This window comes from Parenemella sanctibonifatiensis, from assembly GCF_002250565.1.
Taxonomy (GTDB): Bacteria; Actinomycetota; Actinomycetes; order Propionibacteriales; family Propionibacteriaceae; genus Parenemella; species Parenemella sanctibonifatiensis.
In genome coordinates, this window is record NZ_NMVJ01000007.1 from 145,303 (window position 1) to 167,777 (window position 22,475).

The following is a 22,475-nucleotide window of genomic DNA, read 5'->3' on the forward strand; positions in this document are numbered from 1 at the left end:
GGCGGAGGGGGAGTGGAGCCAGTGGGTGTGTCCTGCGGGGGTCGCTCGGGCTCTCGGCCCGAGCCTGAAGAAGGTTCGGCCGCGCAGGGGACTGATGCACGATCAGGTGTCAGTTGGGTTTAGGCCGCCAGGCTGACGAGGCACTAGCACGCCCATCCGGTTCGCTCAGGCAGCCTCAGTCTCATCGTCTGCGAGCACGTTTGAACAGCACCCCTGCAGCTCCGATCATCAGCAGCGCAGCTGCCACCACCCCACCGGTGACCGAAGAGCCGGTATCTGGAAGTCGGCCATCATCCCCCGGTGGTGGCGGTCCGGCTGTCGGCCCCGGGGTCGGTTCCGAGGTGGGCGTCGGTTGTGAAGTGGGGTCCAGCGTCGGCATCGGTTCCGGCGTCGGCGTCGGCTCCGGTGTCGGCGTAGGCGTGGGTTCCGACGTCGGCGCCGGAGTTGGTTCCGGCGTGGGCGTGGGCATCGGTGCCGGCGTCGGCGTGGGGTCCGGCGTGGGCGTGGGCGTCGGTTCCGGCGTCGGCGTCGGCTCGGGCGTCGGCGTGGGCGTCGGAGTCGGCGTGGGCGCCGGCGTCGGCGTGGGTTCCGGTGTTGGTTCCGGCGTCGGCGTGGGTTCCGGCGTCGGCGTAGGCGTAGGGGTGGGTTCCGGAGTCGGTGTGGGTTCCGGCGTCGGCTTAGGCGTAGGGGTGGGTTCCGGAGTCGGTGTGGGTTCAGCCTTCACCAGCCCAAAATTCACCTCCTCCTGTACCCCGTTCTGCGGCAGCTCGATCGGACCCGAAACGCCCGAGTCGTGTTCGGGGTTGGTCCAGGATTGGGTGATCTCGTCCCACGGCGAGGCTAGGGTGATGACCACCTGATAGTCCCCGGGCCGCAGATTCAGGAACTCGTAGTGCCCCTGCTCATCGGTTGAGGTGCTGTTGAGCGTATTCCCCGAGCTGTCACGCAGTTCTACTCGGTACTCGGGAATACCGCTCTCGCCCGGACCTAGGTCCCGGTCCCGGTCCGCGTCACCATAGACCGTTCCGGTAATCATCCCAGCCACAACACGGGTGGTGACCGGTGCCGATTGGGGCACCGCCTCACCCAGCCGTTCCGCGCGACCCTGGGACAACTGGTTCACATAGCGGTCATCTCGCTGGTTCCCCTCAGTGTGGAAGGTCAAGGTGAAGCTTTGGCTCAACTGCGAGGTGAACTCTCCTGTGGTGAATCGCAACGCGGTGGTGTCGCCCACCGCGTTCGGGCAACCGGAGGTACCAAATTCGCTGGGGTCACACCACTGGGTCGACCCACCCTCCTGATTGCTGGCAGCGGCTGGATCCGAGTCAATACTCCCGGGGTCGGCAGCGGTGTACTCAACGCTGGTGGCATCGGGACGGGCGGTATCGCGCTCCACCGAGGCCAGCGGCCGGCTGCCGTGGAAACTCGTCCCCCGGCCATCACCGTTCCACGGCAGAACGTCGATGAACTGGATTCGTCCCAGATTCTGCTCGGTGTAATTCGACCAACGGACCGCGTGACGGAAGGAGTCACCGGGGTGGATCACTGGGTCCACGACCGACTTGGAGGCGGTCACAACGGCCACCTTGGGAATGGTGAAACTGTGCTCACCCACATCTCTGGGGGTGGTCCGGTAGTAGTCCTCCGAATCCGGAACGGTGAGTTCCACCCGATTGCTGAAGCTGTCCCCGGGATCGGTATCGCTGGGGGTGTCAGCCCGGTAGGTGATCGCCGACCCCCACACGGCGATCGGGTCCTGGGTTCCGTCCTCAGATTTCGGATTCTGCTGGGCCAACCATTCATCGAACGTCACGGTGCGTTCCAAGTAGCTGTCGCCGGGACCACAGTCACTGCTGGATTCCGGGACCGACACATACCGGGTATTCGGCGAGGTCGGTTCCACCTGGCTCAGACAACGGTCGACATACACCCGGGTGGTGACCGTGCGCGACGGATCACCCAACAGGTCACTGGTGCTGACGTACACGTTGCCGCCAGCACGCAACTCCACCGTCTGCGGACCCGCGCTGACCGGTTTGGTAACAGCCCCTTCAGCACGGTGCACACCCACCGCGCTCTTGACCACGTGGATCACCGACGAGTCGTGGATCGGCCACGTCGGGGCCTCGACGGTGCTGTCAGCTGTGACGCCCATCCAGTTGGTGGTCTCATTGACCTTTTCGGCGTAGTTCTCCGGCTCATTGCCCATCTTCGGGATGTAGACGAAGAAGTCATCCCGCAACCGGTCCTGCCCCGGGAAGACCACCATCACGCCCGCAATATCGGGCTCGGCGGGCCGGGTGGTGCTCCACCCGGACACATCATCGCGCGGTGAACCACACTCCGGCGCTTCAGCGGGATCCTGCGGTGTCAGATCGCGGGTGGTGTAGTAGACCTCCGCGCCGGGGTAGAAATCGGTGACCGGCTGCAGCGTGCGTGAATAGCCGCGAGCCCCGCTGACCGATTCCGCGGCCACGTAGGTGTTGGCGGCATTGCTGGCTTTGCTGAAGCGCTGGGTTCCGGGGACCCACACATCGCACACAGCCAGATCCTTGGTGCTGTTCAGCGTCCCCGGCGAGAGCTGCAGTCGCGTGGTCGCTGGCCAACCCACGCCCCAGGAGCCTTCATGGTGGGCCATGACGGCCGGGCTGTACTCCTGCCCGTCAACGGTCAACGGGTGGCCCTGATCACGCTTGGCCCACACCCCGGATCCATCCATCTTGTTGTAGGTCAAGGTGGCGCAGTTGTTGTTCGCCATCGTGCGCCCACGAATGGTTCCTGGCTGCACATTCGCCGTGGTCGTGGTGCAGGCCAGCTCGTTGCCCGGATCCGGGGCACCGTTGAAGGCGGGGAAGCCCCCGCGTGAGGTGACCGACCCCAATGGGTCCGCCCGCATGACGATCGGAGAACGACCACTGGGGATGACCTCATAGGGCACCAGCGCCCGCACCTGATCCGTCACCGCGGTGGTGTCCACATAAGGCATGCCATCGGCTCCGTACTCGGCCGGCACCGGGTCGCCACCGTTGATGGAGAAGTACACCCCCGCCCAAGCATGTCGCAGACTGACCCGCAGTCCTGTGGAATCGGGGTCGATCTTGTAGTCATAACCCTTGTTCCGCGCATAGCCCGGGAAGATGGCGGTACCAGCGCTCCCATTGCCCCGCTCGTACTGGACGCCCAGACTGAAACCTTGGTAGCGATTCCCCTCAATCTGTGTGTTGAAGGCATCCGCGGTCATCGCATCAGTCATCGAGTCAAAACGGCTCCCACCCACAGTGGTCAAGGTCTTGTCCGCCTCGGCAACCCCGCTGACCTGGCCACTGCGCGCAGTGACCGAGGTGGTGTACGTAGCTGGAGCCGACAAGTAGTCGTCGCCCCAGGGGCCATTGCCCTGCGCCGTGTGCGCCTCCAGCATGAAGTACCCCGACGCCAATTGCTGCGGCTTGAAGTTCAACACTGCTCGAGCAGTGGGCGAGCCAGCGCGAACGTCAGGATTGAAGGGCTGGTCGGTACTGCCGGTCCACGGCAGACTCGCGCTGCCTTCAACACCGCCCCACTGGTAGCGCAACGGCAGATTCGACGGCGAAACATCGATGAGACTGCCGGCCTGCAAAGTGACCGGCATGGCTTCGTCCCCAGTGACGATGCTCCAGTCCACCCGCCACGCCGACCGGTCCCCGATGCACATGAAGTCATCGTCAGCACTGTCGTCCCCAGGGGCATATCCATTCGCCGAGTTGACGTAACAGGCACTCGTCGAACCATGACCGGTTCCGGTGGCGACCCGGGAAACCGACCAAGTGAACACGTTCCCGGCCCCATCGGTGATCGTCTGCGCCTGCCCAGCTGCTGACGACGCCAGCCCGGGGCCGGATGAATCCACCGCGGAGACGGACTCGCGATCACGGGCAGCCGTCCCGTCCGCCGCAACCGCCAACCCAGGAACCGCCACAGTCGCCACCACAGCAAGGGCAACCAACAAACTCCAGAACCGACGCAAAACTGAGGCCATCAGAACTCCGATCAACTGGTCAATCTCACCGGCATCACCAGCCACGCCGGCCTGCTTCAAGCGAAAGCGAAAGCGAAAGCGAAAGCGAAAGCGAAAGCGAAAGCGAAAGCGAAAGCGAAAGCGAAAGCGAAAGCGAAAGCGAAAGCGAAAGCGAAAGCGAAAGCGAAAGCGAAAGCGAAAATATTATAACGTTTCGCTCAGCAATTAGTCAAAACAGCGACGTGCCTCAGCTTCTTTGAGCGCGGCGTACCCGGCTAGGTGTACTCGGCCGGGAGGTTGGTGACACCACGGATGGGTGTTTGACGTAAGCGAAGACCTCCGGGTGCGGTGGGTGATGTCTAAGTCGCCTACCGACCGGAGGTCTTCATGTCCCACCGTAATGCCCGGCTCATCGTGCGCGGTCGTGAACTGCTCGTCGAGCGGGTCTGCGAGCAGGGGTGGGCCGTGGCCCACGCCGCCCAAGCCCAGGACGGCCGGCTCGGTGCTGGGCGTGGGCATGGCGGGTTCTCCTTCGGTCTGCGATGAGGTGGCCCGGCGTCGCAGCCGGGCTGGAAGCCGGTGCGGGGGTGGGGGCAGCTCTCCCCCGCGGCGCCGCTTCGTGGCGGCCACAGCCGCGGCGATCGCTTCCCCACACCAGATGCTGTCGGTGCTCCGCTGATCGGCCTCGGCATCGGCGGCGATGGCCTCGTGCATGGCCGCGACGGTCGCGGCCGCGATGGGGTAGATCCGCGAGACACCGCGCCCGGTGCGGCTGCTGGGGTCGCGGGCGAAGGCGGCCCGCTCCTGGGGTGTGCGAGCTGCGTGCTGATCCATGGCCTCACTGATCCACGCTCGAATGGTGTCGTGGGGCCCGCCATCTTGGAAGTCGGCGAGGAAGGACGCGCGAGCGTCATCCCACTCCGCGCCACGGGAGTAGACACCCACTCGGGCGGTGCCCAGGGCTGGGGCGGGGTTGTCGCCGTGGTGCGTCGGGGACGCTCCCCCAGGAACCCGTACAGGTGGGTTTAAGGGCTTCGGGCTTCCGGGGTTACTGGTTGCCTTCATTTACAGGTGCTCCGTCCTTTTCCAGTCCGTCACGGACATAGCGGTCCAGGAGTACGCGCATGGGTACGTCCTGGCGGACAGCGTGGAGCTTGAGGGCCTGGAAGACTGTCGGCGCGAATTCAACCGTGGTTTTGCGGAGCTTGGTCTGGTCGTCATCGGCGCGGAAGGTGCTGTCGATCCCTTCACCGGCCGCGGCTTCTTGCTGGGCGCGGGTGTAGCGGCGCCCAGCGTTGGCGACGGACGGTTTCTTGTTCAGGGCCATGTCAGCTCTCCTTCAGTGCGGTGATGAGTTCCTCGGCTACGGCGTCCACGCCGAACAGATCGGGGTAGCCGAGGCCGGTGTCGACGATCTTCTTGGCGTCCTCGCGGTACGGCACCGTGCTGTCGAGGTAGGACACGCCCTCGTCCTGGACCCACGCCAAGGCCGTGCTGTACAGCTGCGTGCGAATGTTGACCCAGGCCCGCGGGAACGCCGAGGGTTTGCAGGGTCGCCGCCGCCCGTTTCATGTCCATCGGTGAGGTGTCGGTGGGGATGATCACGAAGTCGGCCCGGTTCGCGGCCAGGGAGATGGCCTCGGGGTCGCCGGGTGGGGTGTCGATGATGGTGTACTCGGCGGCCGGTGCCTGACGGCGCAGCCGGGCCTTGGTGACCGGCTCAACAGGGAAGTGCAGCGCGTCGCCATCTTCGGCCGCGTTGTCGGACCAGTCGGCAGCCGATCCCTGGGGGTCGGCGTCCCAGACCTCCACGGTGCCGTAGGACCGGCGCAGGGCCTCGGCCAACAGCAGCGCGAACGTCGTCTTCCCCGACGCCACCTTTTGAGTTCAGGACGGCAAAGATCATGCGCAGTCTCCTACGGGTAGATGGTTACACGGTACCCATTTATGCGGTAACCGATGAATATTGGATTATGGGTCTATGGGAAGAGCGATTCCGCGAGGGGGCCTTCGAGCCCCCATCGGTTGAGCGTCACCGCGGGGTGGTCGCCCTGAGCCCGGGCCACCACGATCCAGCGGGCGGCTGGGGCCGGGCCTCGCGCACGTCCTCGGCCCCCTTCTTGAGGGGAGTGGTGGCGGCTGTCGGCTCGGCGTCATTGCTCATTGGGCGTCTCCGTCCCTACGGGGTTATGGGTATGCGGGAACCAAGGATTTATGCACTTATGGTTGGGGTATCTGGTTGGATGGTTCGGAAAGTCACGTGGGGTCCGGTTATCGTCTGCGGCGCCCTGCGAGCATCTGGCGGATCCCGTTCGTGATGGACCGAATGCGGCCCTGAGCCTCCCAGTCGGCGGCCAGGGCACGGCGCTGCTCCCGCCGCTCACGGACGGCCCGGGCTTCAGCGCGCCGCTGGATCAGTTCGGCCGCGTGGCGACGTTCCGAGCGCTGCAAGGGGGACTCCATCGGGTCGCCGGTATCGGTGCGCCAGTGGGCGAGGCGCCAAGTCATCCAGTGACCGAGGCGACCATCCGCCACGCCGTTGGCGGCATTGAAGATCACCCACTCTCCATTGTCGGGGGGTTGGCCGTGGGGGCGCTCGTCGGGTCGGCGGTCCAAGGCATGGGCGATGTCGTCCACGGTCCAGCCGGCCAGCATGAAATCGCGGCAGATCGCTGCGACGTGGCGGCCCGAAAGCCGACGCAAAACCGGACAGCGCCCTTGCAACGTCTCAGCCGCCAAGATTCACTCGTTCTTGCGTCTTGCCGGGACCACTGCGGGCCAGGGTGCCCCGACCGAGCACCCCGCCGCGTGCGACCGCGCGCACGGCGCGTACGGTTGTTGGCATGAACCTCGAACCAGAAGTGACGAAGCGAGCAGAGGCCCTCGTCAACAGCGAGGGAGGGTTTCCGGCGCAGCAACAGGAGCCGCCCGGACTGACCAGCGAGATGGAGCCTCGGCCGGACCACGGCGAAGAGACTTGGGTCGGCCGCGGCCGGTTGGAGGGGCTGAGGGCACTCATCACCGGCGGCGACTCCGGTATCGGCCGCGCGGTGGCAATCGCGTATGCCCGCGAGGGCGCCGACGTTGCGCTGTCTTACTTGCCCGAGGAACAGTCAGACGCCGAGGACACCGCCAGCTGGATTGAGAAGGCCGGACGTGTCGCCGTGCTCCTTCCGGGCGACATCCGCGACGAACAGACCTGCCGCACCATGGTCGACCAGGCGGCGGAACGCCTCGGCGGCCTCGACGTGCTGGTCAACAATGCAGCGTTCCAGATGGGGCGTGGTGAGGGCTTGGCTTCGATCAGTTCGGAGCAACTGGACCGGACCTTCAAGACCAATCTGTACGCCATGTTCTGGGCCACGCAACAGGCTCTTCCTCATCTTTCCAAGGGCGCAAGCATCATCAACACCAGCTCCGTACAGAGCTATGACCCGTCGGAAACTCTGATGGATTACGCCGCCACCAAGGCGGCCATCACCAACTTCACGATGTCGTTGGCCGGGGAGTTGGGCCCGAAGGGGATTCGCGCCAATGCAGTGGCCCCGGGACCGATCTGGACGCCGCTGCAGCCCGCCACCCAGCCCGAGGAAAAAGTCGAGCAGTTCGGCGGCAACACCCCGCTGGGGCGCGCCGGTCAGCCCAGCGAATTGGCCGGTGCGTACGTCTTCCTCGCCAGCCCGGCAGAGGCGAGCTACGTGTCCGGCGCGGTGATCGGCGTCACTGGCGGTCGGCCCGTCTTCTGACCAGCCGGTCTTCTGAAACCAACCTGTCTTGTGAAACCAGCCTGACCACCCGAGAGGATTCGCGATGTCCGACCCAGTGAAGGATGACGAGCTGTACGAGCGCCTGCGCGAAGAAGGCAACTCGAAAGAGAAGTCCGCACGCATTGCCAACGCAGCGGCCAATGAGGGTCGCTCCCAGGTCGGCAGCCGCGGCGGCGCTGCCGAGGACTATGAGGACCGGACCGTCGAGGAACTGAAGGACCGAGCCAAGGAGCTCGGCTTGGAGGGCTACTCCGACAAGAACAAGGACGAACTGATCTCGATGCTGCGCGATCACTGACCCACCACGGGGAATGACCCGCCCGCGTCGGGCACGTAGACTTACCCGCCGTGTCACTCCAATCCCCTGATCCGCAACAGGTGCAGGCCGCCGCGATGGCGAGCCTGCTGCAGCGCGCACCCGTCGTGAGCGAGCTGGGCGCGACCTTCGCCGCGGCCGGCCACGAGTTGCACCTGGTCGGCGGTTCGGTACGTGACGCGCTGCTGGGCAAGCTCGGCACCGATCTGGACTTCACCACCGATGCCCGCCCCGACACCATCGAGGCACTGCTGCGTCGCCACACCCACGCCATCTGGGACATGGGCCGCGCGTTCGGCACCATCGGCGCCCGGCTGCCGCGGGACGCCGGGGCCACGGCCGCCAACAGTGCCACCTCCGACGACACCGAGGCATCGGAGGATGACTGGGTCGTCGAGATCACCACCTTTCGGGCCGATGCGTACGCCGAGGACTCCCGCAAGCCGGACGTGGCCTTTGGAGACACGTTGCAGGGTGACCTGGTGCGGAGGGATTTCACCGTCAACGCGATGGCGCTGCAGGTCGGCGGCCCGGACCTGGATCCGGCCGGTCCTGCCGTGCTGACCGACCCCTTCGACGGCCTCGGCGACCTGTCTCGCGGCCTGATCCGCACCCCCGCCACCGCCGAACAGTCCTTCACCGACGACCCGCTGCGGATGCTGCGCGCTGCGCGGTTCACCGCCCAGTTGTCCACCGCCGAGCTGCCCTTCGAGCCCGATGAGGATGTCGTCGCGGCGATGACGGCCATGGCGGACCGGATCGAGATCGTGTCTGCCGAACGGATCCGCGACGAACTCGACAAGCTGATCTGTACGCCGGCACCCCGACCCGGCCTGAACCTGCTGGTCGCCACGGGACTCGCGGCCCGGGTGCTGCCCGAGCTGCCCAATCTGCAACTGGAACGCGACGAACACCACCGCCACAAGGACGTTTATCAACACAGCCTGACGGTGCTGGACCAGGCAATCGAGCTGGAGTCCCGACTGGACCACTCACCGGATCGGATCAGCCGCTGGGCAGCGCTGCTCCACGACATCGGCAAGCCGGCGACCCGCCGCTTCGAGCCAGGTGGCAAGGTTTCCTTCCACCACCACGACGTGGTCGGCGCGAAGCTGGCCCGCAAGCGACTACAGGCGTTGCGCTTCAGCAAGGACGACACCGCCGCAATTTGTCGACTGATCGAACTGCACCTGCGCTTCCACGGCTACGGCGAAGGGCAGTGGACAGACGCTGCCGTCCGCCGCTACGTCCGCGACGCCGGGGACCAGCTGGAACGGCTCCACATCCTCACCCGGGCCGACTGCACCACCCGCAACCAACGCAAGGCGACCAGGCTGCGACGGGCGTACGACGAGTTGGAGCATCGCATCGACCACCTCGCCGAGCAGGAGGAACTCGCTGCCATCCGGCCTGACCTCAACGGCGACCAGATCATGCAGATCCTCGATCTGAAGCCCGGCCCCGAGGTCGGGCAGGCGTACGCCTTCCTGCTCGAGTTGCGGATGGAACGCGGCCCGCTCGATGAGGCCGCTGCCACCGAAGCGCTGCTGGCATGGTGGCGAGACCGGTCCTGAGCGCGCCACATCCCCCGCCGGGCGCCGCTGCGCCGTACGCTGGCCCCATGGGTCTGCGTCGTGTGCTGTTCACTGCACTCGCGGCCGTGCTGGCCCTCGGGATGGGCCTGTGGCCGGGCGCAGAGATCGCTGCCGCGCAGCCCGCGGGACCATCCCCCGCCCAGACCCAGCCAGCCCAGACCGGCAGCGACCCCGACGCGCTCGTCTCGGTCTCCCTCAGCGAGGTCACCCCGGCGGTGCCGACCCCCGACGGTTCGGTGACGATGCGCGGCACCGTCACCAACACCTCGGCCCAGACCCTCACCCACGTCCAGGCCTACACCTGGCGAGACCAGTCCCCGGTCGTCGACGCCGAAGGCCTGGAAGCGATCCTGGAAAGCGATCCGACCTATCCGGTCGGCAGCCGCCTCTTCGAGTTGCCGCACCAGTTCGTCAACCTCACCGATGAGGTGCGTCCCGAGCTGCGGCCCGGTGAGTCCCGCGACTTCAGCCTCACTGTGCCGGTCGCCGAGCTGGAACTGGCCACCTCCGGCGGGGACGTCGCCGGGGTCTACCTGGTCGGCGTCCAGATCCGGTCCCGCCCCGCCAGCGCCTACACCATTGGCCGCGCCCGGACCTTGGTGACGATCCCGGCCGCCGACACCCGCGCCCAGGTCGCGACCGGCGTTGAGCTCAGCGCCCGCCCCAGCTCGGTCCGGGAGAATCTCTTCGTCGACGAGCGACTCGTCGAACAGATCAGCCCCGGCGGTCGGCTTCGGGTGCTGCTCGACGCGGCCGAACGCGCCGACACCAGCTGGATCATCGACCCCTCCCTGTACGCCGAACTGGTCGACATGGCCGACGGATATTCGGTCCGCACCGAGACTGGCGAGAAGCCAGGCACCGGTCAGGCTGCGGCCCGGGCCTGGCTGGAGGACTTCCGCCGGCTGCCCGTCGAGCGCGGCCTGCGGATGCAGTACGCCCGCGCCGACCTGGATGCGGTCGCAGGCTCGGAGTGGGCGATGCGGATCGGTGGCTCCGGTGACCGGGTCAGCGATCTGGCCGACCTGCCGTTGGTGATTGTCAGCCCCGAGGGGCATCTGCGGCCCGAGACGGTCGCCAACCTGGCCGCGCTGCGACCGCGGGCCTGGCTGACCAGCTCCGCCCAGCCCGGGGTGAGCTGGGAGGGTGATCAGTTGCTGCTCGGATGGTCCGACGATGTCTGGGACGGCGGCCCCCTCCCCGGCCCGCAGAGCACCGTCCACGTACGCCAGCGACAACTTGCCCAGACCTACATCACCGCTGCCGAGGCCGTTGATCCCCAGCCCCAGATCCGCATCATCTCGACCCCAGAGCAGGCCCAGGCCTGGACCGGAGCCAGCTTTGTCGAGTCGGTGCAGTTGGGCGAGGTGATCGGCCAGGCCACCGCCAGCCGCTCGCGCCCGGCCGCGACCTGGATCTCCAACCAGGACGCACCGCTGTCCCCGGCTCACCTGGAAACGGTGACCGAGCTCTCCCAGAAGATGTGGGTCTACACCGAGTTGTTGGCCGAACCGGATCAGTTCTGGTCCTGGTCGATGACCGTGCTGTCCAAGTCGGTCTCCAGCCATTGGCGCGGCCAGGGCCCGGCCGCGCAGCGCTTCCTGACCCCGCTCGAACAGCGCATCGAGCCGGGCCTGGACGGCTCCGCGCTGCGCGTGGCGCCCTCCTCGGCGCTGCGTCTGACGGGCAGCTCGGGTGCGGTGCCGGTCACCATCATCAATGACCTGCCCGACTCGGTCCGGGTCAACCTCGCCTTCGTCTCCGACAGTCCGCAGCGCCTGACCATCCCCAACGTGGACGACATCGAGATCGGTCCCGGCCAGCGGGTGACCGTCACGGTGACCCCGAAGGCCAGCGGCAACGGCGCCGTGAACGTCAATGCTTCCCTCACCACCCTGAATGGCACCGCCGTCGGCAAGCCCACCGAGTTGTTTGTCGAGGCGACCCAGATCGGCCAGATCGGATGGGCCATCGTCGGCGCCTCCGGCATCGTCCTGGTCACCACGACAGCGATGCGGATCTGGCAGATCCGCCGCGAGAAGAAGAAGGAGACTGCTGCATGAGCGAGGAGTCCGGCACCCGCCGCCTGCTGTCTGCCGGCGCCCTGATGGCCTCCGGCACGATGATCTCGAAGGTCCTCGGCTTCGTCCGCTTCATGCTCATCGCCGTGGTGCTCGGCACCGCGTCCCGGCAGGCCGACATCTTTTCGTTGGCGATGACCATCCCCTCGGCAATCTACTTCCTGTTCGCCGGCGGTTGGCTCAACACCGTGCTGGTGCCCCAGATCGTGCGCGCCATCAAGAACGACGACGACGGCGGCGAGGGATACACCAACCGGATCCTCACCCTTTTTGGGACGACGGTGCTGGTGGTGGCGGCACTGGCGACCGTCGCCACGCCACTACTGACCCGGCTGTACGCCAGCTCCTACCTGGCCCCGGAACTCTCCGAGCACTACGAGTCGCTGCTGCTGGTGGCGTACCTGTGCGCCCCCCAGATCTTCTTCTACGGCGTCTTCTTCATCATCTCGCAGGTGCTGAACGCCCACGAGAAGTTCGGTCCGATGATGTGGGCGCCGATCCTCAACAACCTCATCTCCATCCTGATGTTCGTGGTGTACCTGCTGGTCTGGGGTCAGTCCGGGGACCGGTCGGCGCCGTTCGAGACCTCGCAGGCGCTTCTGCTGGGCATCGGGTCCACGATCGGCATCGCCGCGCAGGCCGCGATCGTGATCCCATTCATGCGGCGGACCGGGTTTCGCTTCCGGCCCCGCTTCGACTTCCGTCACACCGGTCTGGGGCGGACGGCCCAGCTCGCGAAATGGACGGTCGGTTTTGTCATCATCAACCAGCTGACGCTGATGGTGATCTCCAACCTGGCCACCTCCGCCACCGCCACCGCGGTCGACGGCCGCGGCGCCGGCCTGACGGTGTACAACGCCGCCCACCTGCTGTGGATCCTGCCGCACTCGCTGATCACGGTGTCGTTGGCGACCGCGATGTTGCCGCAGGCCTCCCGGTTGGCCGACGGTGGCGACCTGGCAGGCGTACGCCGCGAGACCTTCCGCACGCTGCGGCTGGCGACCACCTTCCTGTTGCCGATGGCGGTCGCGTTCATCGCGTTGGCCTTCCCGGTGACCCGGGTGATGTTCGGTCACGGCCAGTCCAGTGGCGACTCCGGCTTCATCGCCTGGACCCTGATGGCATTCTCGATCGGCCTGGTGCCCTTCACCATGCAGTACGTCGCGCTGCGCACCTTCTTCGCGCTGGAGCAGACCCGCGCCACCTTCCTGCTGCAGTTGCTCATCGGCGCCGTCAACGTGGTCGCGGCGCTGGCGCTGGTGTTGCCCTTCAACGCGCCCTCGTGGGTGGCACCGGGCCTGGCACTGGCGTACTCGGTCGCCTACTTCATCGGCGTCACCGCCTCCTTCAAGGCCCTGGGGCGGCAGCTGCCCGACCTGACCATGGCACCGATCGTGAGACATCTGGCCCGGGTCGGACTGGCCTCAGTGCCGGCCGGTGTCTTGGCCTGGGCGGCCGTCTGGGCCGTCACGACCTATCTCGGTGATGGGCTGGGCTGGCAGCTGCTGGGCCTGGCCGCGGCCGGCGTGGTGGGGGTCGGCACCTTCCTGGGTGTGGCCCGAGTGCTGCACATCCGTGAGGTCGGCGACATCGTACGCGTGGTGCTCCGCCGTGGTCACAGCGGCGGCTCGCAGGCGTTGGGCGAGGGCACCGGTGCCGCTGGCGCGGCGGCCGATGCCACCGAAGACCTGGGCGACGCCATGGATCTCGAGGCAGCCGAGGAGCATGACGTGGACACCACCCAGCCCACGGCCGAGGTGATCGCCGACCCGGACCTCTATCAGGACCGGCCCGCATCCGATGCCAGCCGTGGCCTCGTGTTGGCGCAGCGGTATCGGTTGGAGGAGACGCTGTCGCTTGCCTGGTCGGTGCAGACCTGGCGGGCGATCGACCAGGTGCTCGCACGCGGCGTGATGATCCGGTTGCTGCCGCCCCTCGACGACCGCAGCGACGAACTGCTGGAGACCGCTCGCCGAGCGGCGTCGGCGACCGACTCGCGCTTCCTGCGGGTGCTGGACGCGCTGCCGAGCGACGACGACCAGGTCGGCGCCGCGATCGTCAACGAGTACGCCGACGGCCTCTCCCTCGCCGAGCTACTGGCCCAAGGGCCGCTCAGTGCCCTGGAGGCGGCGTGGATCGTACGCGAGGTCGCCGACGCGCTGTCCTCGATGCACGCTCAGGGGCTGCACCACGGCCAGCTCGACCCGGACCAGGTCATCATCACCCGGGCCGGCAACATCAAGATCGCCGGCTTCCTGGTGATCGACCAGCTCCGCCACCCCCACACCACGTTGGACGAGGGCGAGCGTGTCGAGGCCGATGTCGCCGCGCTCGGCAAGCTCCTCTACGCCATGCTGGTGCACCGCTGGCCCGGCGCCACCGGCTTCGGCATGGCAGCAGCGCCCACCACCCACGCCGGGGTGGCGCTGACCCCGCGGCAGGTCCGGGCCGGGGTCTCCCCCGCGCTGGATCGGATCGCCGACCGAATCCTGTCGCCGACCCCCCGCACCAAGCAGCCCCGGCTGGAGTCCGCCCAGGACATTGTTATGGCGCTCACCCAGGTGCTCGGCACCGCTGATGCCTCCGGTGACCTGCACCGGCGCATGGTGGATCCCGAACAAGTGCCCGATCCGGAAGAGCCAGCGGTGCCGACCGTTGCCGACGCCGAAACCCAGGTCATCCCTGCGGTCGGCACCTCCGCGCCCCGTGCGACCGCCACCTCACCGACGACCCCGGCACCTCGGATGGGATCCGGCCCGCAGGAGGGAGTGGCACCGCGGGGGGCCTTCGCGCCGTTGCCGGTCGACGCGGTGCCGCCGCCGGAACGCAACCGGCAGCCGCGGCGGTCCTGGTTGTGGGCGCTGCTCACCCTGGTGGCCCTGGTGGTCATCGTCAGCCTGGTTGCCGCGCTGACCCAGCTCAACCGGGAGTCGCAGACCGGACCGTCCCCGGAGCCGACCCCGACCCACACCGCCCCGGTGCCCCGGGAGATCGTCGGCGCAGTCGACTTCGACCCCGAGGGCGATGACGGCACCGAGAATCCCGATGAGGTCCCCAATGCCATCGATGGCGATCCGGAGACCCGCTGGCGTACGCTCGGCTATCTGAACCGCTCCAATTTCGGCGGTCTGAAGGAGGGGCTCGGATTGGTGCTGGACCTGGGCAGCCCACAGCTCGTGAGCGAGGTCGAGCTGCTGCTGAGCGGTGACGGGACGACGGTGGAGATCCGCGTACCCGCCGACAACCGACCCGATCTGACCGAACCGCCGACGGATTCGGCCGACGACTGGACCGCGGTGAGTGAGTCGCGGGTGATTGGCGCTGAGGGCACCATCACCGTCGAACCGACCACCACCCGCTACGTGCTGGTCTACATCACCGACCTGCCTCAGGAGGACGGTGCCTATCGGGCGGGCATCCATGAGGTCGAGGTGCGCGGATGACTCCCGACGTGACCGAGCCGGACCGCACTGACGACCCCCGCGACGACAAGACCCTGCTGTCCGACCACGTCGCCGGGGACGAGCGTGCGTTCGGGATCCTGGCGGCACGGCACCAGCAGCGGATGTGGAATGTGGCGCTGCGCACCACCCGCAATCCCGAGGACGCCTCTGATGCACTGCAGGAGGCGATGATCTCGGCGTTTCGGCGTGCCTCGACCTTCCGCGGCGACGCGATGGTGACCACCTGGCTGCATCGGATCGTGGTCAATGCATGTCTGGATCGGTTGCGTCGCAACAAGGTGCGCCGCTCCGAGCCGCTGCCCGAGAACGAGGACCGCAGCCTGCGGCTCGCGATCGAGGACCACTCCGAGGACCACCTGGAACAGCGCGAACTGCGCAGCGTGATCGCCGATGCGTTGGACCAGATCAACCCGGACCAGCGCGCCGCGATCGTCCTGATCGACATGGAGGGCTACTCCGTGGAGGAGGCGGCCGAGATGCTCGGCTGCGCCCCCGGCACCATCAAGTCCCGGTGTTCCCGGGGCCGGGCCCGGTTGCAGCCGCTACTGACCCCGTTGCGGGGGTGACGCGCCCCGACTGAGCGGGTGACGCCCGTGGAGATTGGTCAATTCGATCGCCCGCACGAAGCTGAGGCGCATCACAGGCCATCGCGTCGACGATCTGGAAACTCAGGCCTCACAGCAGCGGCAGCTGCCGGTCCAGCGGGGCCGGTTCACCCTCGTCGGAGTTGACCATCGCGTACGCCGCCCGGGTCAGGTAGTCGCGCAGCTTCGCGTCCCATTCGGGGTCGATCTCGAGCTCGTCCAGGGAACACATCATGTGCTTGAGCCAACGATCCCGTTGGGTTTCGGTGATCGCAAAGGGGGCGTGCCGCAGCCGCAGCCGGGGATGACCGCGGCGCTCACCATAGGTCTTCGGGCCGCCCCAGTACTGCTCGAGAAAGAGCAGCAGTCGCTCCTCGGCCGGCCCGAGGTCCTCCTCGGGATACATCGCCCGCAGGTCGGGGTCCTGGGCCACGCGCTCGTAGAAGCCACCCACCAGCTTCACGAAGAAATCGTGGCCGCCCATCTGTTCGTACGCCGTCAGTTCCGTCACGCCCTCGAGTCTGCCAGCCTTCGCCAGTCCGGGGGCGATCGCGCGCACTACGTGCAGTCGATTCCGAGAAAGGGCCGTTGAGGCCGGTTCCGGAGCATCGACTGCACGCAGTGCGCGGGTACACGCTCAGTCAGCGACCAGACCGGCCTCCGGATCGATCCGCCACCGGCCCGCCGGACCCGAGATCCGCGCGATCTCCTCGCCAGGTTGCCAGTGGGCCGACACACTGATCGCCCACTCCCCGACCCGGGCATACTCGCGGCCCTCCTGAAGTTCGGTCTCGACCGGGGCCGGGTCCTGCCCGCGTACGCCCGGCACCAACACCAACGGCAGCACGGCCGGACCGTAGGGCAGCGAGAACCGCAGGTGGTACTGGTCGGCGCCCCGCTTGGTCAACAGCGTCTCGGGTCGGGTGACGTCGGAGGTCTCGAAGAAGCCGGTCTGGTGGTGCAGGAAGTGACCGGTCAGGCTGGAGTCGCCGAGCCGCAGCGTGAAGCGGCGTTCCTGGTCCTCGATCTGGAACTCCGCGAAGGAATGCAGGTTGGACTGCAACGCGCATTCGGTCTGCGCCAACGGCACCATCTCGTCCAGAAGCACCAGGACGGAGACATCCGGCAGCCACAGCAGGTGCCGGCGACACCGGTCCGCCTGCGGATAGGAAGCATCGGCATTGCCGCGCCAATAGACCAGCTGCTCTCCGATCGAGGCCGCCTCGATGGCGCCCACCGACAGCGGGCTGCGCGACAGCTGGCCAGCATCGGAGAGGGTGACGCAGTTGTGTGCCTTGGTGTGCCGCGCCCAGTGGGCGTGGTGGTCGGTGCTGTAGCCGTCGTAGTACCCCGAGGGCATCAACATGATCTGGCCGCCGACATGCATGAAGAAGTCGTTGTTGTCGGCATGAGAATGGCTCACCGACCCGAACGGTGAGGATCGGAAACCGACCGCCACGTCATCGGCGGCCTCCCCGTCGAGGTGGCTGCGGATGCCCGCCCAGCCGGTGCCGGGGAAGATCCGGGCATGCGATTCCGGCTGCAGGGTCGCCTCCGGGATCTCGGTCATCAGCGACAGCAGCAGCTTCTCCGCGCTCGGTGCCGGCTCCTTGCCCTCGCCGCCTTCGAGCTCGAGCTGGGCATTGAGGCGGTCCAGGTAGGGCCGCAGCACGCCATTACCGGTCTCGCGGGCCACTGTCTCGATCAGGTCGCGGTTGCTACCCCTGGAGGTCGCCGCGGTGGTGCCGTCGCCGAAGCCCATCCACTCGGCGTACGCCGGCAGCATCCACCGGCGCCATTGGGCATGTCCCTCCCAGAACGGCCGCTGATAGATGTCGACGTCGGCCTGATGCTTCAGGGTGGTGGCCAGCATCGACATGATCGCCACGTACGCCGACGCGTACGACGGCCCCTCTGCCCAGGCGCCGTCCTCGCCGGACCACACCGGCCAGATGCCGCAGGTGACGGGCCGCAGCCAGCGCAGCCAAGTGAGAGCCTCCGGCACCTCGTCGGCGAGCACCAGCGCCCACAGCGACAGGAAGACGATCTTGCGGCCCGAATGCGAATCGAAGCTCTTGGTGCCGTAAGGAATGGTGTGCGCCAGCTGCTGGAACTGGTTGGCGGATCGCTTCGCGTAGTGGTCGATGACCTGGCCCCGCTCTGCCTCGGTGAAGTGATCCCAGACCCAGTCGGTGACCTTGGCGGTGTGCCAGTAGGTCGCCATGTGGCCCTCGGAGTGCACGCTCACCTCGGTGGCACCGTCGGGATCCCACTGCGCCAGCGACACGATCCGCTGGGCGGCTGCGCGGGCGTACGCCGGTTCCTCAGTGAGCACGTAGGCCAGGGCCATGTCCTGGGCGCGATTGACGAAGGCCTGGGTGGGTTCGACGCCACCGCGCCACGCCTTGAACCACGCTTCTTGGCCGACCTCCTCGATGTCAGGCAGATGGTCCGGCTCGGCCAAGTCATGGGGCTCCGCCAGGGTCGCAGTGGCCCGCTCCAACAGTCCCTCCCGCAGCGGGCTGTCGGCGAATCGGGCGCGGAGCTGGGCGAGCTCCTCCTCGCGTACGTGGAGTCGAGGGTGCGCCGACGACATGCGTTCCAGCCAGGTCTCCACCTCGGGGACCTCGACCACCGGGGCGGTCTCCGGCACCGTGAAGCGCCAGGTCTCACTGGTGGTGGCGGTGTCGTCAGGGTCAGCGGTGTCCGCGCTGGTCACGGTCCACCAGTAGTCGCCCGGCGCCAGCGCGGCCGTGGGCAGATGGATCGGCGTGTCGGTGTCGACGGTCCACACCACATCAGAGAGGTCAGCATCGCGGGCCAGGGTGAGGCGGTTGCGGCTGGCCCCCGGCGCGGCGTCGGCCACCTCCCACACGAAGACCGGCGGGTTGGTGCCACAGGCGAACTCCGAACGGGGCTGGCGGGGATTCAGGTGCGGGTGGATCATCGTTTTCCTCACGTCTTTGACGAGTCGCCGCCACCCTAGCCACGTCTGCCACCGAACCGCTGCCCTCATCGGGCGACACAATGGCCACCAGCGGCCACCGCAATGATCCGCACCGCTGCGTAGGCCCCACCGGGCACGCGACTGGCGTATCGACGAGGTCCTTGGAGGTCTCGGAGGAAGTGGCAGAATTGGGTGGAACCAGCAGGCCAGCGGCCACGTCGGCCCCGGTGATCACTTCACGTCGTGATCACCGCGCGTTGGCCCCCAGGAGCACACAGGAGTTCGTCATGACAGCACCGGAGTCGAGGCAGGCATCGGCCCCCCATGAGGCTGATCCTCACGATCAGGATGCCGCCCTGCGTACCGTCCTCCAATCTGCCGGTGACGAACCGATCCCCCCGGCAGTTGCCGACGCCCTTGCCGCCACCATCGCGACCGAGGCACGCCGGCGCAGGGAACGAGCCGATGTGGTCGAAGCCGCCCGCAGCTCCAAGCCGCTGGGCACCTTCGGCTCCAACGAACCCTCGGTCTACGACAAGCGCCACCTCGGCTTCCGCGTCACCAGCTGAACGCCCACGCCAGCAGCTCAGCATCAGCCCACGAGCCCCTCGCTCGTGGGCTGTTCACTGTCCGCAACGGCCGGTGCGAGAGCGGCCAGGGGGTTCCCGTAGAGTGACCCTTGAACACTTGTCCGCGGGAAGGTGACAAACGTGCACGAGAGCGTCAGTGCGACCTCGGCCCACGAACGGGTCGAGGATGCCTACCGCGCTGCCACCCTGTACTACCTGCACCACGAGACGATGGAGAGCGTCGCCCGCCAGCTCAAGGTCTCCCGCTCGACCGTGTCGCGGCTCCTCAAGCAGGCCCGCGAATCCGGTGTGGTCCGGATCACGCTGAGTGAACCGCGCCACACCACCACCCTGCAGGCCCGACGGATCGAACAGCTCTACGGCCTGCGCGCCCACATCGTCCCGGTCCGGGAGGGCATCTCTGAGCTGCAGCGGCTCGAGCACGTCGCGCGCACCGCCGCCCACCTGATCGGGCAGGCAATGACGGACAACGCCAAACTCGGCCTGGCCTGGGGCACCACCGTCTCCGACGTCGTACGCCACCTGCAGCCTCGTGACCTGTCCGGGGTCACCGTCGTGCAGCTCAACGGCGCCGCCAACTCCCACACCTCCGGCATCCCGTACGCCGGCTCAATCCTGCAGGCCGCGGCCGCGGCCTTCGGCGGCCGAGCGATGCAGTTTCCGGTGCCGGCCTTCTTCGACTACGCCGCCACCAAGGAAGCGATGTGGCGGGAACGCTCCATCCGTTCGCTGCTCGCGGTCCAGTCCAGCGTCGACATCGCCGTCTTCGGCGTCGGGGCGCTGAGCGGTCCGGTGCCCTCGCACGTCTATTCAGCCGGCTACCTGGGCACCAAGGACATGGATCAGCTCCGCAACGACCGGGTGGTCGGTGACGTCTGCACCGTCTTCCTGCGTGAGGACGGCACCTGGGCCGACATCGCCATGAACGGTCGCGCCACTGGTCTCAACCCCACCGAGCTTGCCAAGATCCCGCGACGCTTCTGTGTGGTCGCTGGTGCGGCGAAGGTGACCGCCATCCGGGGTGCCCTTCGGGCGCGGGTGGCCACTGACCTGGTCATCGACGAGGCGACGGCGCGGGCTCTGCTGGAGCCCAACGCGGTGGAGGCGACGCGTACGTCGTGAGCCGGCGATAGGGTTGGGCTCCGCCCCCAGGGCACACGTCGAGGAGAGGGAGCAGCGATGGAACAGCTCGAGATCGAGGACTGCTGGGACCTGCCCGATGACACCGCGGTGCCGGATCTGTCGGCTTTGGGGGAGCTGTCGGCCGAGCAGACCCTGACGTTGGAGGCGCAGTACTTCGACACCGCAGACTTGGCCCTGTTGCTGCAGCACCACGCGACGCTGCGGCGGCGTACGGGCGGGCTGGACGACGGCTGGCATCTCAAGCTTCCCGGCGGCGACAGCGAGGAAGCCGAGCAGCGTACCCAACGCCGCGAGTTGCACGCCGACCTCGCTGACGAACTGCCGGCCGCGCTCGCCGAAGCGTTGCCGAGTGGTGTTCGTGCTGAGGACCTGGAGCCGTCCGTGCGATTGTCGACCGTACGCCGGCAGCGCCTCCTTGCCACCGACGTCGGCACCGCCGAGCTCTGCACCGACACCGTCACCGGCAGCCTCGGCGACCGCAGCGTCACCTGGCACGAGCTTGAGGTCGAGTTGGTCGACGGCGAGGTCGCGGTGCTGGAACAGGTGGGGGTGCTGCTGCGGGAGGCCGGCCTGCAGCCCGCGCCGATCTCCTCGAAGGTACGCCGGGTCGTCATCGAACTCGGGCTCTCCTGATCCAATCGACACGTCTGATCCCTGACCAACTCGCCTGATCCAGACCTACTCGTCTGATCCCGAACCGACAGGAAGGCACACATGCAGATCGTCGGCTTCGTCCTGCTGGGACTCGCCCTCGCCGGAGGAATCACAGCCCTGGTCCTGGAGTGGTGGCGGCGCAACCGCCGGCACCGGGACTGGCACCGGGTCACCGGAAAGATCCGCCACATCAGCAGCCGCAAGGAGACCCGACGGCGCGACGGGCGGCTGCGGACCGTCGTCTTCCGGGAAGCGTCGGTCGAGTACCCCACCCCGAGCGGCACCGAAATCTGGGTTGCCCCGGCCCGGTCCGGCGGTCCCGAAATCCTCGAGGGTGCCGACTATCCGTTGAAAATCAACCCCACCAACCCGAGCGACGTGCGTGCCGACCAGACCGACCAAGGCCCGATCATGATGGTGGTCGGGATAGGCATCCTGTCAGTGGTGGCCGCGGTCTTCGGTCTGGTCCTCAGCATCGTCGGCTGAGGATCGGGCTGTGCCGACCGGCGTCGAAAACCCGGCCCCAGCGGCTGCTGCTCGATCTATCTGTGACCTACGTCCGCTATCTGTGACCTACGTCCGCTGGGGCGCGGTTTTCTGCCGAATCCCAGTCTGCCGGCACCATCGCAGGCCGTCGACGACAGCAGAGACACCACCGGCACCGAGCCTTGACACGCACAAGCCCGCCAGTTCCGAAGAACGGGCGGGCGATGGTGCTGGAATGGTGCGCCTATCTGGACTTGAACCAGAGACCTCTGCCTTATCAGGGCAGCGCTCTAACCGTCTGAGCTATAGGCGCGTGTCGGATCAACCGAATCGAATCGGGTGGAACCAAGCGGACCGTCACCGATCCGAGGATTGATCCTACCCAACCGGAGCGGGGCCGGCAAACTCATTGCCGGCCTCAGTCCTCCGACAGGGTGACCTCCAGACCACCGAGCATGATGGCGGCCAGGTTGTAGAGGAAGGCACCCAACGTCGCCAGGGCGGTGAGGATGACGACGTCAACTGCCGCCAACACTGCTGCCGCGCCGATGACCCGCTCGGCACCGATGTATCGGGTGACGTCGAACTCCTGACCCTCGACCGCGACGATCGAGGACAGCGCGTTGTTGATCTGCTCGAACAGCCCCGATCCGGCGAGCACCATCCACAGCACCGACACGGCAACCACGAAGATGATGCCGGCCGCGATTGAGAACAGCAGCGAGATCTTCATCACCGACCAGGGGTCGATGCGGGCCAACCGCAGCCGAGCCCGCCGGGTACGCCGGCGAGTCGCGCCGCGCCGTGCCGCCAACAGCTCCGCAGCACTCGACTCGGAGCCAGCCTGAGTATCA

The 22,475-nt window shown here is 67.3% G+C and carries 19 protein-coding genes, 1 tRNA gene and 1 pseudogene; 12 read left to right on the top strand and 9 right to left on the bottom strand.

Translation table 11 applies throughout. The annotated features are described in order from the left end of the window. Positions 1-181: 181 nt before the first annotated feature. Complete coding sequence (locus CGZ91_RS08850; RefSeq protein ID WP_144276847.1) at positions 182-3,691, bottom strand: SdrD B-like domain-containing protein; 3,510 nt, start codon at positions 3,689-3,691, stop codon at positions 182-184. Between the two features lie 690 nt (positions 3,692-4,381). Between CGZ91_RS08850 and CGZ91_RS14305 the strand changes: the two genes are divergently transcribed. Next, positions 4,382-4,540, top strand: coding sequence for a leucine zipper domain-containing protein (locus CGZ91_RS14305; protein WP_094451838.1), 159 nt, complete (start codon positions 4,382-4,384; stop codon positions 4,538-4,540). 502 nt (positions 4,541-5,042) lie between these two features. Here CGZ91_RS14305 and CGZ91_RS08860 read toward each other — a convergent pair. Together CGZ91_RS08860 and CGZ91_RS14310 are read right to left on the bottom strand one after the other, a co-directional pair. Then, entirely contained in the window at positions 5,043-5,321 is a 279-nt protein-coding gene (locus CGZ91_RS08860; RefSeq protein WP_094451837.1) for a hypothetical protein, read from the bottom strand. A gap of 1 nt (position 5,322) precedes the next feature. Further along, complete coding sequence (locus tag CGZ91_RS14310; protein ID WP_179229129.1) at positions 5,323-5,481, bottom strand: hypothetical protein; 159 nt, start codon at positions 5,479-5,481, stop codon at positions 5,323-5,325. Positions 5,482-5,564: 83 nt separating this feature from the next. On the opposite strand from CGZ91_RS14310, the gene CGZ91_RS14775 reads away from it, so the two are divergent. Next, positions 5,565-5,687, top strand: coding sequence for a hypothetical protein (locus CGZ91_RS14775; RefSeq protein ID WP_267490238.1), 123 nt, complete (start codon positions 5,565-5,567; stop codon positions 5,685-5,687). Positions 5,688-6,026: 339 nt separating this feature from the next. Here CGZ91_RS14775 and CGZ91_RS14780 read toward each other — a convergent pair whose 3' ends face one another. Next, a complete protein-coding gene (locus CGZ91_RS14780; RefSeq protein WP_267490239.1) occupies positions 6,027-6,158 on the bottom strand; it encodes a hypothetical protein in 132 nt (43 codons plus the stop codon). Positions 6,159-6,265: 107 nt separating this feature from the next. Beyond that, positions 6,266-6,733 (bottom strand): hypothetical protein, encoded by a 468-nt coding sequence (locus CGZ91_RS08865; protein ID WP_144276737.1) that lies wholly within the window; start codon positions 6,731-6,733, stop codon positions 6,266-6,268. A gap of 104 nt (positions 6,734-6,837) precedes the next feature. Between CGZ91_RS08865 and CGZ91_RS08870 the strand changes: the two genes are divergently transcribed. The 6 genes from CGZ91_RS08870 (at position 6,838) to sigM (ending at position 15,783) form a co-directional block, all read left to right on the top strand. Further along, positions 6,838-7,740, top strand: coding sequence for an SDR family oxidoreductase (locus CGZ91_RS08870; RefSeq protein WP_094454401.1), 903 nt, complete (start codon positions 6,838-6,840; stop codon positions 7,738-7,740). Positions 7,741-7,804: 64 nt separating this feature from the next. Then, positions 7,805-8,059, top strand: coding sequence for a DUF7218 family protein (locus tag CGZ91_RS08875; RefSeq protein ID WP_094451834.1), 255 nt, complete (start codon positions 7,805-7,807; stop codon positions 8,057-8,059). A gap of 95 nt (positions 8,060-8,154) precedes the next feature. Further along, complete coding sequence (locus CGZ91_RS08880; protein WP_094454604.1) at positions 8,155-9,651, top strand: CCA tRNA nucleotidyltransferase; 1,497 nt, start codon at positions 8,155-8,157, stop codon at positions 9,649-9,651. A 47-nt stretch (positions 9,652-9,698) separates the two neighbouring features. Next, positions 9,699-11,735: a DUF6049 family protein gene (locus CGZ91_RS08885; RefSeq protein ID WP_094454403.1), complete on the top strand. Its 2,037-nt coding sequence runs from the start codon at positions 9,699-9,701 to the stop codon at positions 11,733-11,735. Further along, entirely contained in the window at positions 11,732-15,196 is a 3,465-nt protein-coding gene (murJ, locus tag CGZ91_RS08890; RefSeq protein ID WP_179229291.1) for a murein biosynthesis integral membrane protein MurJ, read from the top strand. The genes CGZ91_RS08885 and murJ overlap by 4 nt, the downstream gene beginning before the upstream one ends. Continuing rightward, positions 15,193-15,783, top strand: coding sequence for an RNA polymerase sigma factor SigM (gene sigM, locus CGZ91_RS08895; protein WP_094454407.1), 591 nt, complete (start codon positions 15,193-15,195; stop codon positions 15,781-15,783). Before murJ ends, sigM begins: the two co-directional genes overlap by 4 nt. Positions 15,784-15,892: 109 nt before the next feature. Here sigM and CGZ91_RS08900 read toward each other — a convergent pair whose 3' ends face one another. Next, complete coding sequence (locus CGZ91_RS08900; protein ID WP_267490240.1) at positions 15,893-16,312, bottom strand: globin; 420 nt, start codon at positions 16,310-16,312, stop codon at positions 15,893-15,895. A 126-nt stretch (positions 16,313-16,438) separates the two neighbouring features. Further along, on the bottom strand, positions 16,439-18,748 hold the full coding sequence (locus CGZ91_RS08905; RefSeq protein WP_179229292.1) for a DUF4962 domain-containing protein: 2,310 nt from the start codon (positions 18,746-18,748) through the stop codon (positions 16,439-16,441). Between the two features lie 287 nt (positions 18,749-19,035). On the opposite strand from CGZ91_RS08905, the gene CGZ91_RS08910 reads away from it, so the two are divergent. The 4 genes from CGZ91_RS08910 (at position 19,036) to CGZ91_RS08925 (ending at position 21,621) form a co-directional block, all read left to right on the top strand. Continuing rightward, entirely contained in the window at positions 19,036-19,317 is a 282-nt protein-coding gene (locus CGZ91_RS08910) for a hypothetical protein (RefSeq protein ID WP_094451828.1), read from the top strand. Between the two features lie 141 nt (positions 19,318-19,458). Further along, the gene (locus CGZ91_RS08915) at positions 19,459-20,460 is read left to right on the top strand and encodes a sugar-binding transcriptional regulator (protein WP_229116537.1); all 1,002 of its coding nucleotides are present in this window, start codon (positions 19,459-19,461) and stop codon (positions 20,458-20,460) included. A 57-nt stretch (positions 20,461-20,517) separates the two neighbouring features. Next, on the top strand, positions 20,518-21,114 hold the full coding sequence (locus CGZ91_RS08920; protein WP_094454412.1) for a CYTH domain-containing protein: 597 nt from the start codon (positions 20,518-20,520) through the stop codon (positions 21,112-21,114). 81 nt (positions 21,115-21,195) lie between these two features. Beyond that, on the top strand, positions 21,196-21,621 hold the full coding sequence (locus CGZ91_RS08925) for a DUF3592 domain-containing protein (protein WP_094454414.1): 426 nt from the start codon (positions 21,196-21,198) through the stop codon (positions 21,619-21,621). A 236-nt stretch (positions 21,622-21,857) separates the two neighbouring features. Here the strand turns inward: CGZ91_RS08925 and CGZ91_RS08930 are convergent. Further along, a tRNA-Ile gene (locus CGZ91_RS08930) sits at positions 21,858-21,934 on the bottom strand. A gap of 105 nt (positions 21,935-22,039) precedes the next feature. Continuing rightward, positions 22,040-22,411 (bottom strand): annotated as a pseudogene (locus tag CGZ91_RS14970) (DUF3566 domain-containing protein); the annotation flags it as partial. Positions 22,412-22,475: the final 64 nt, after the last annotated feature.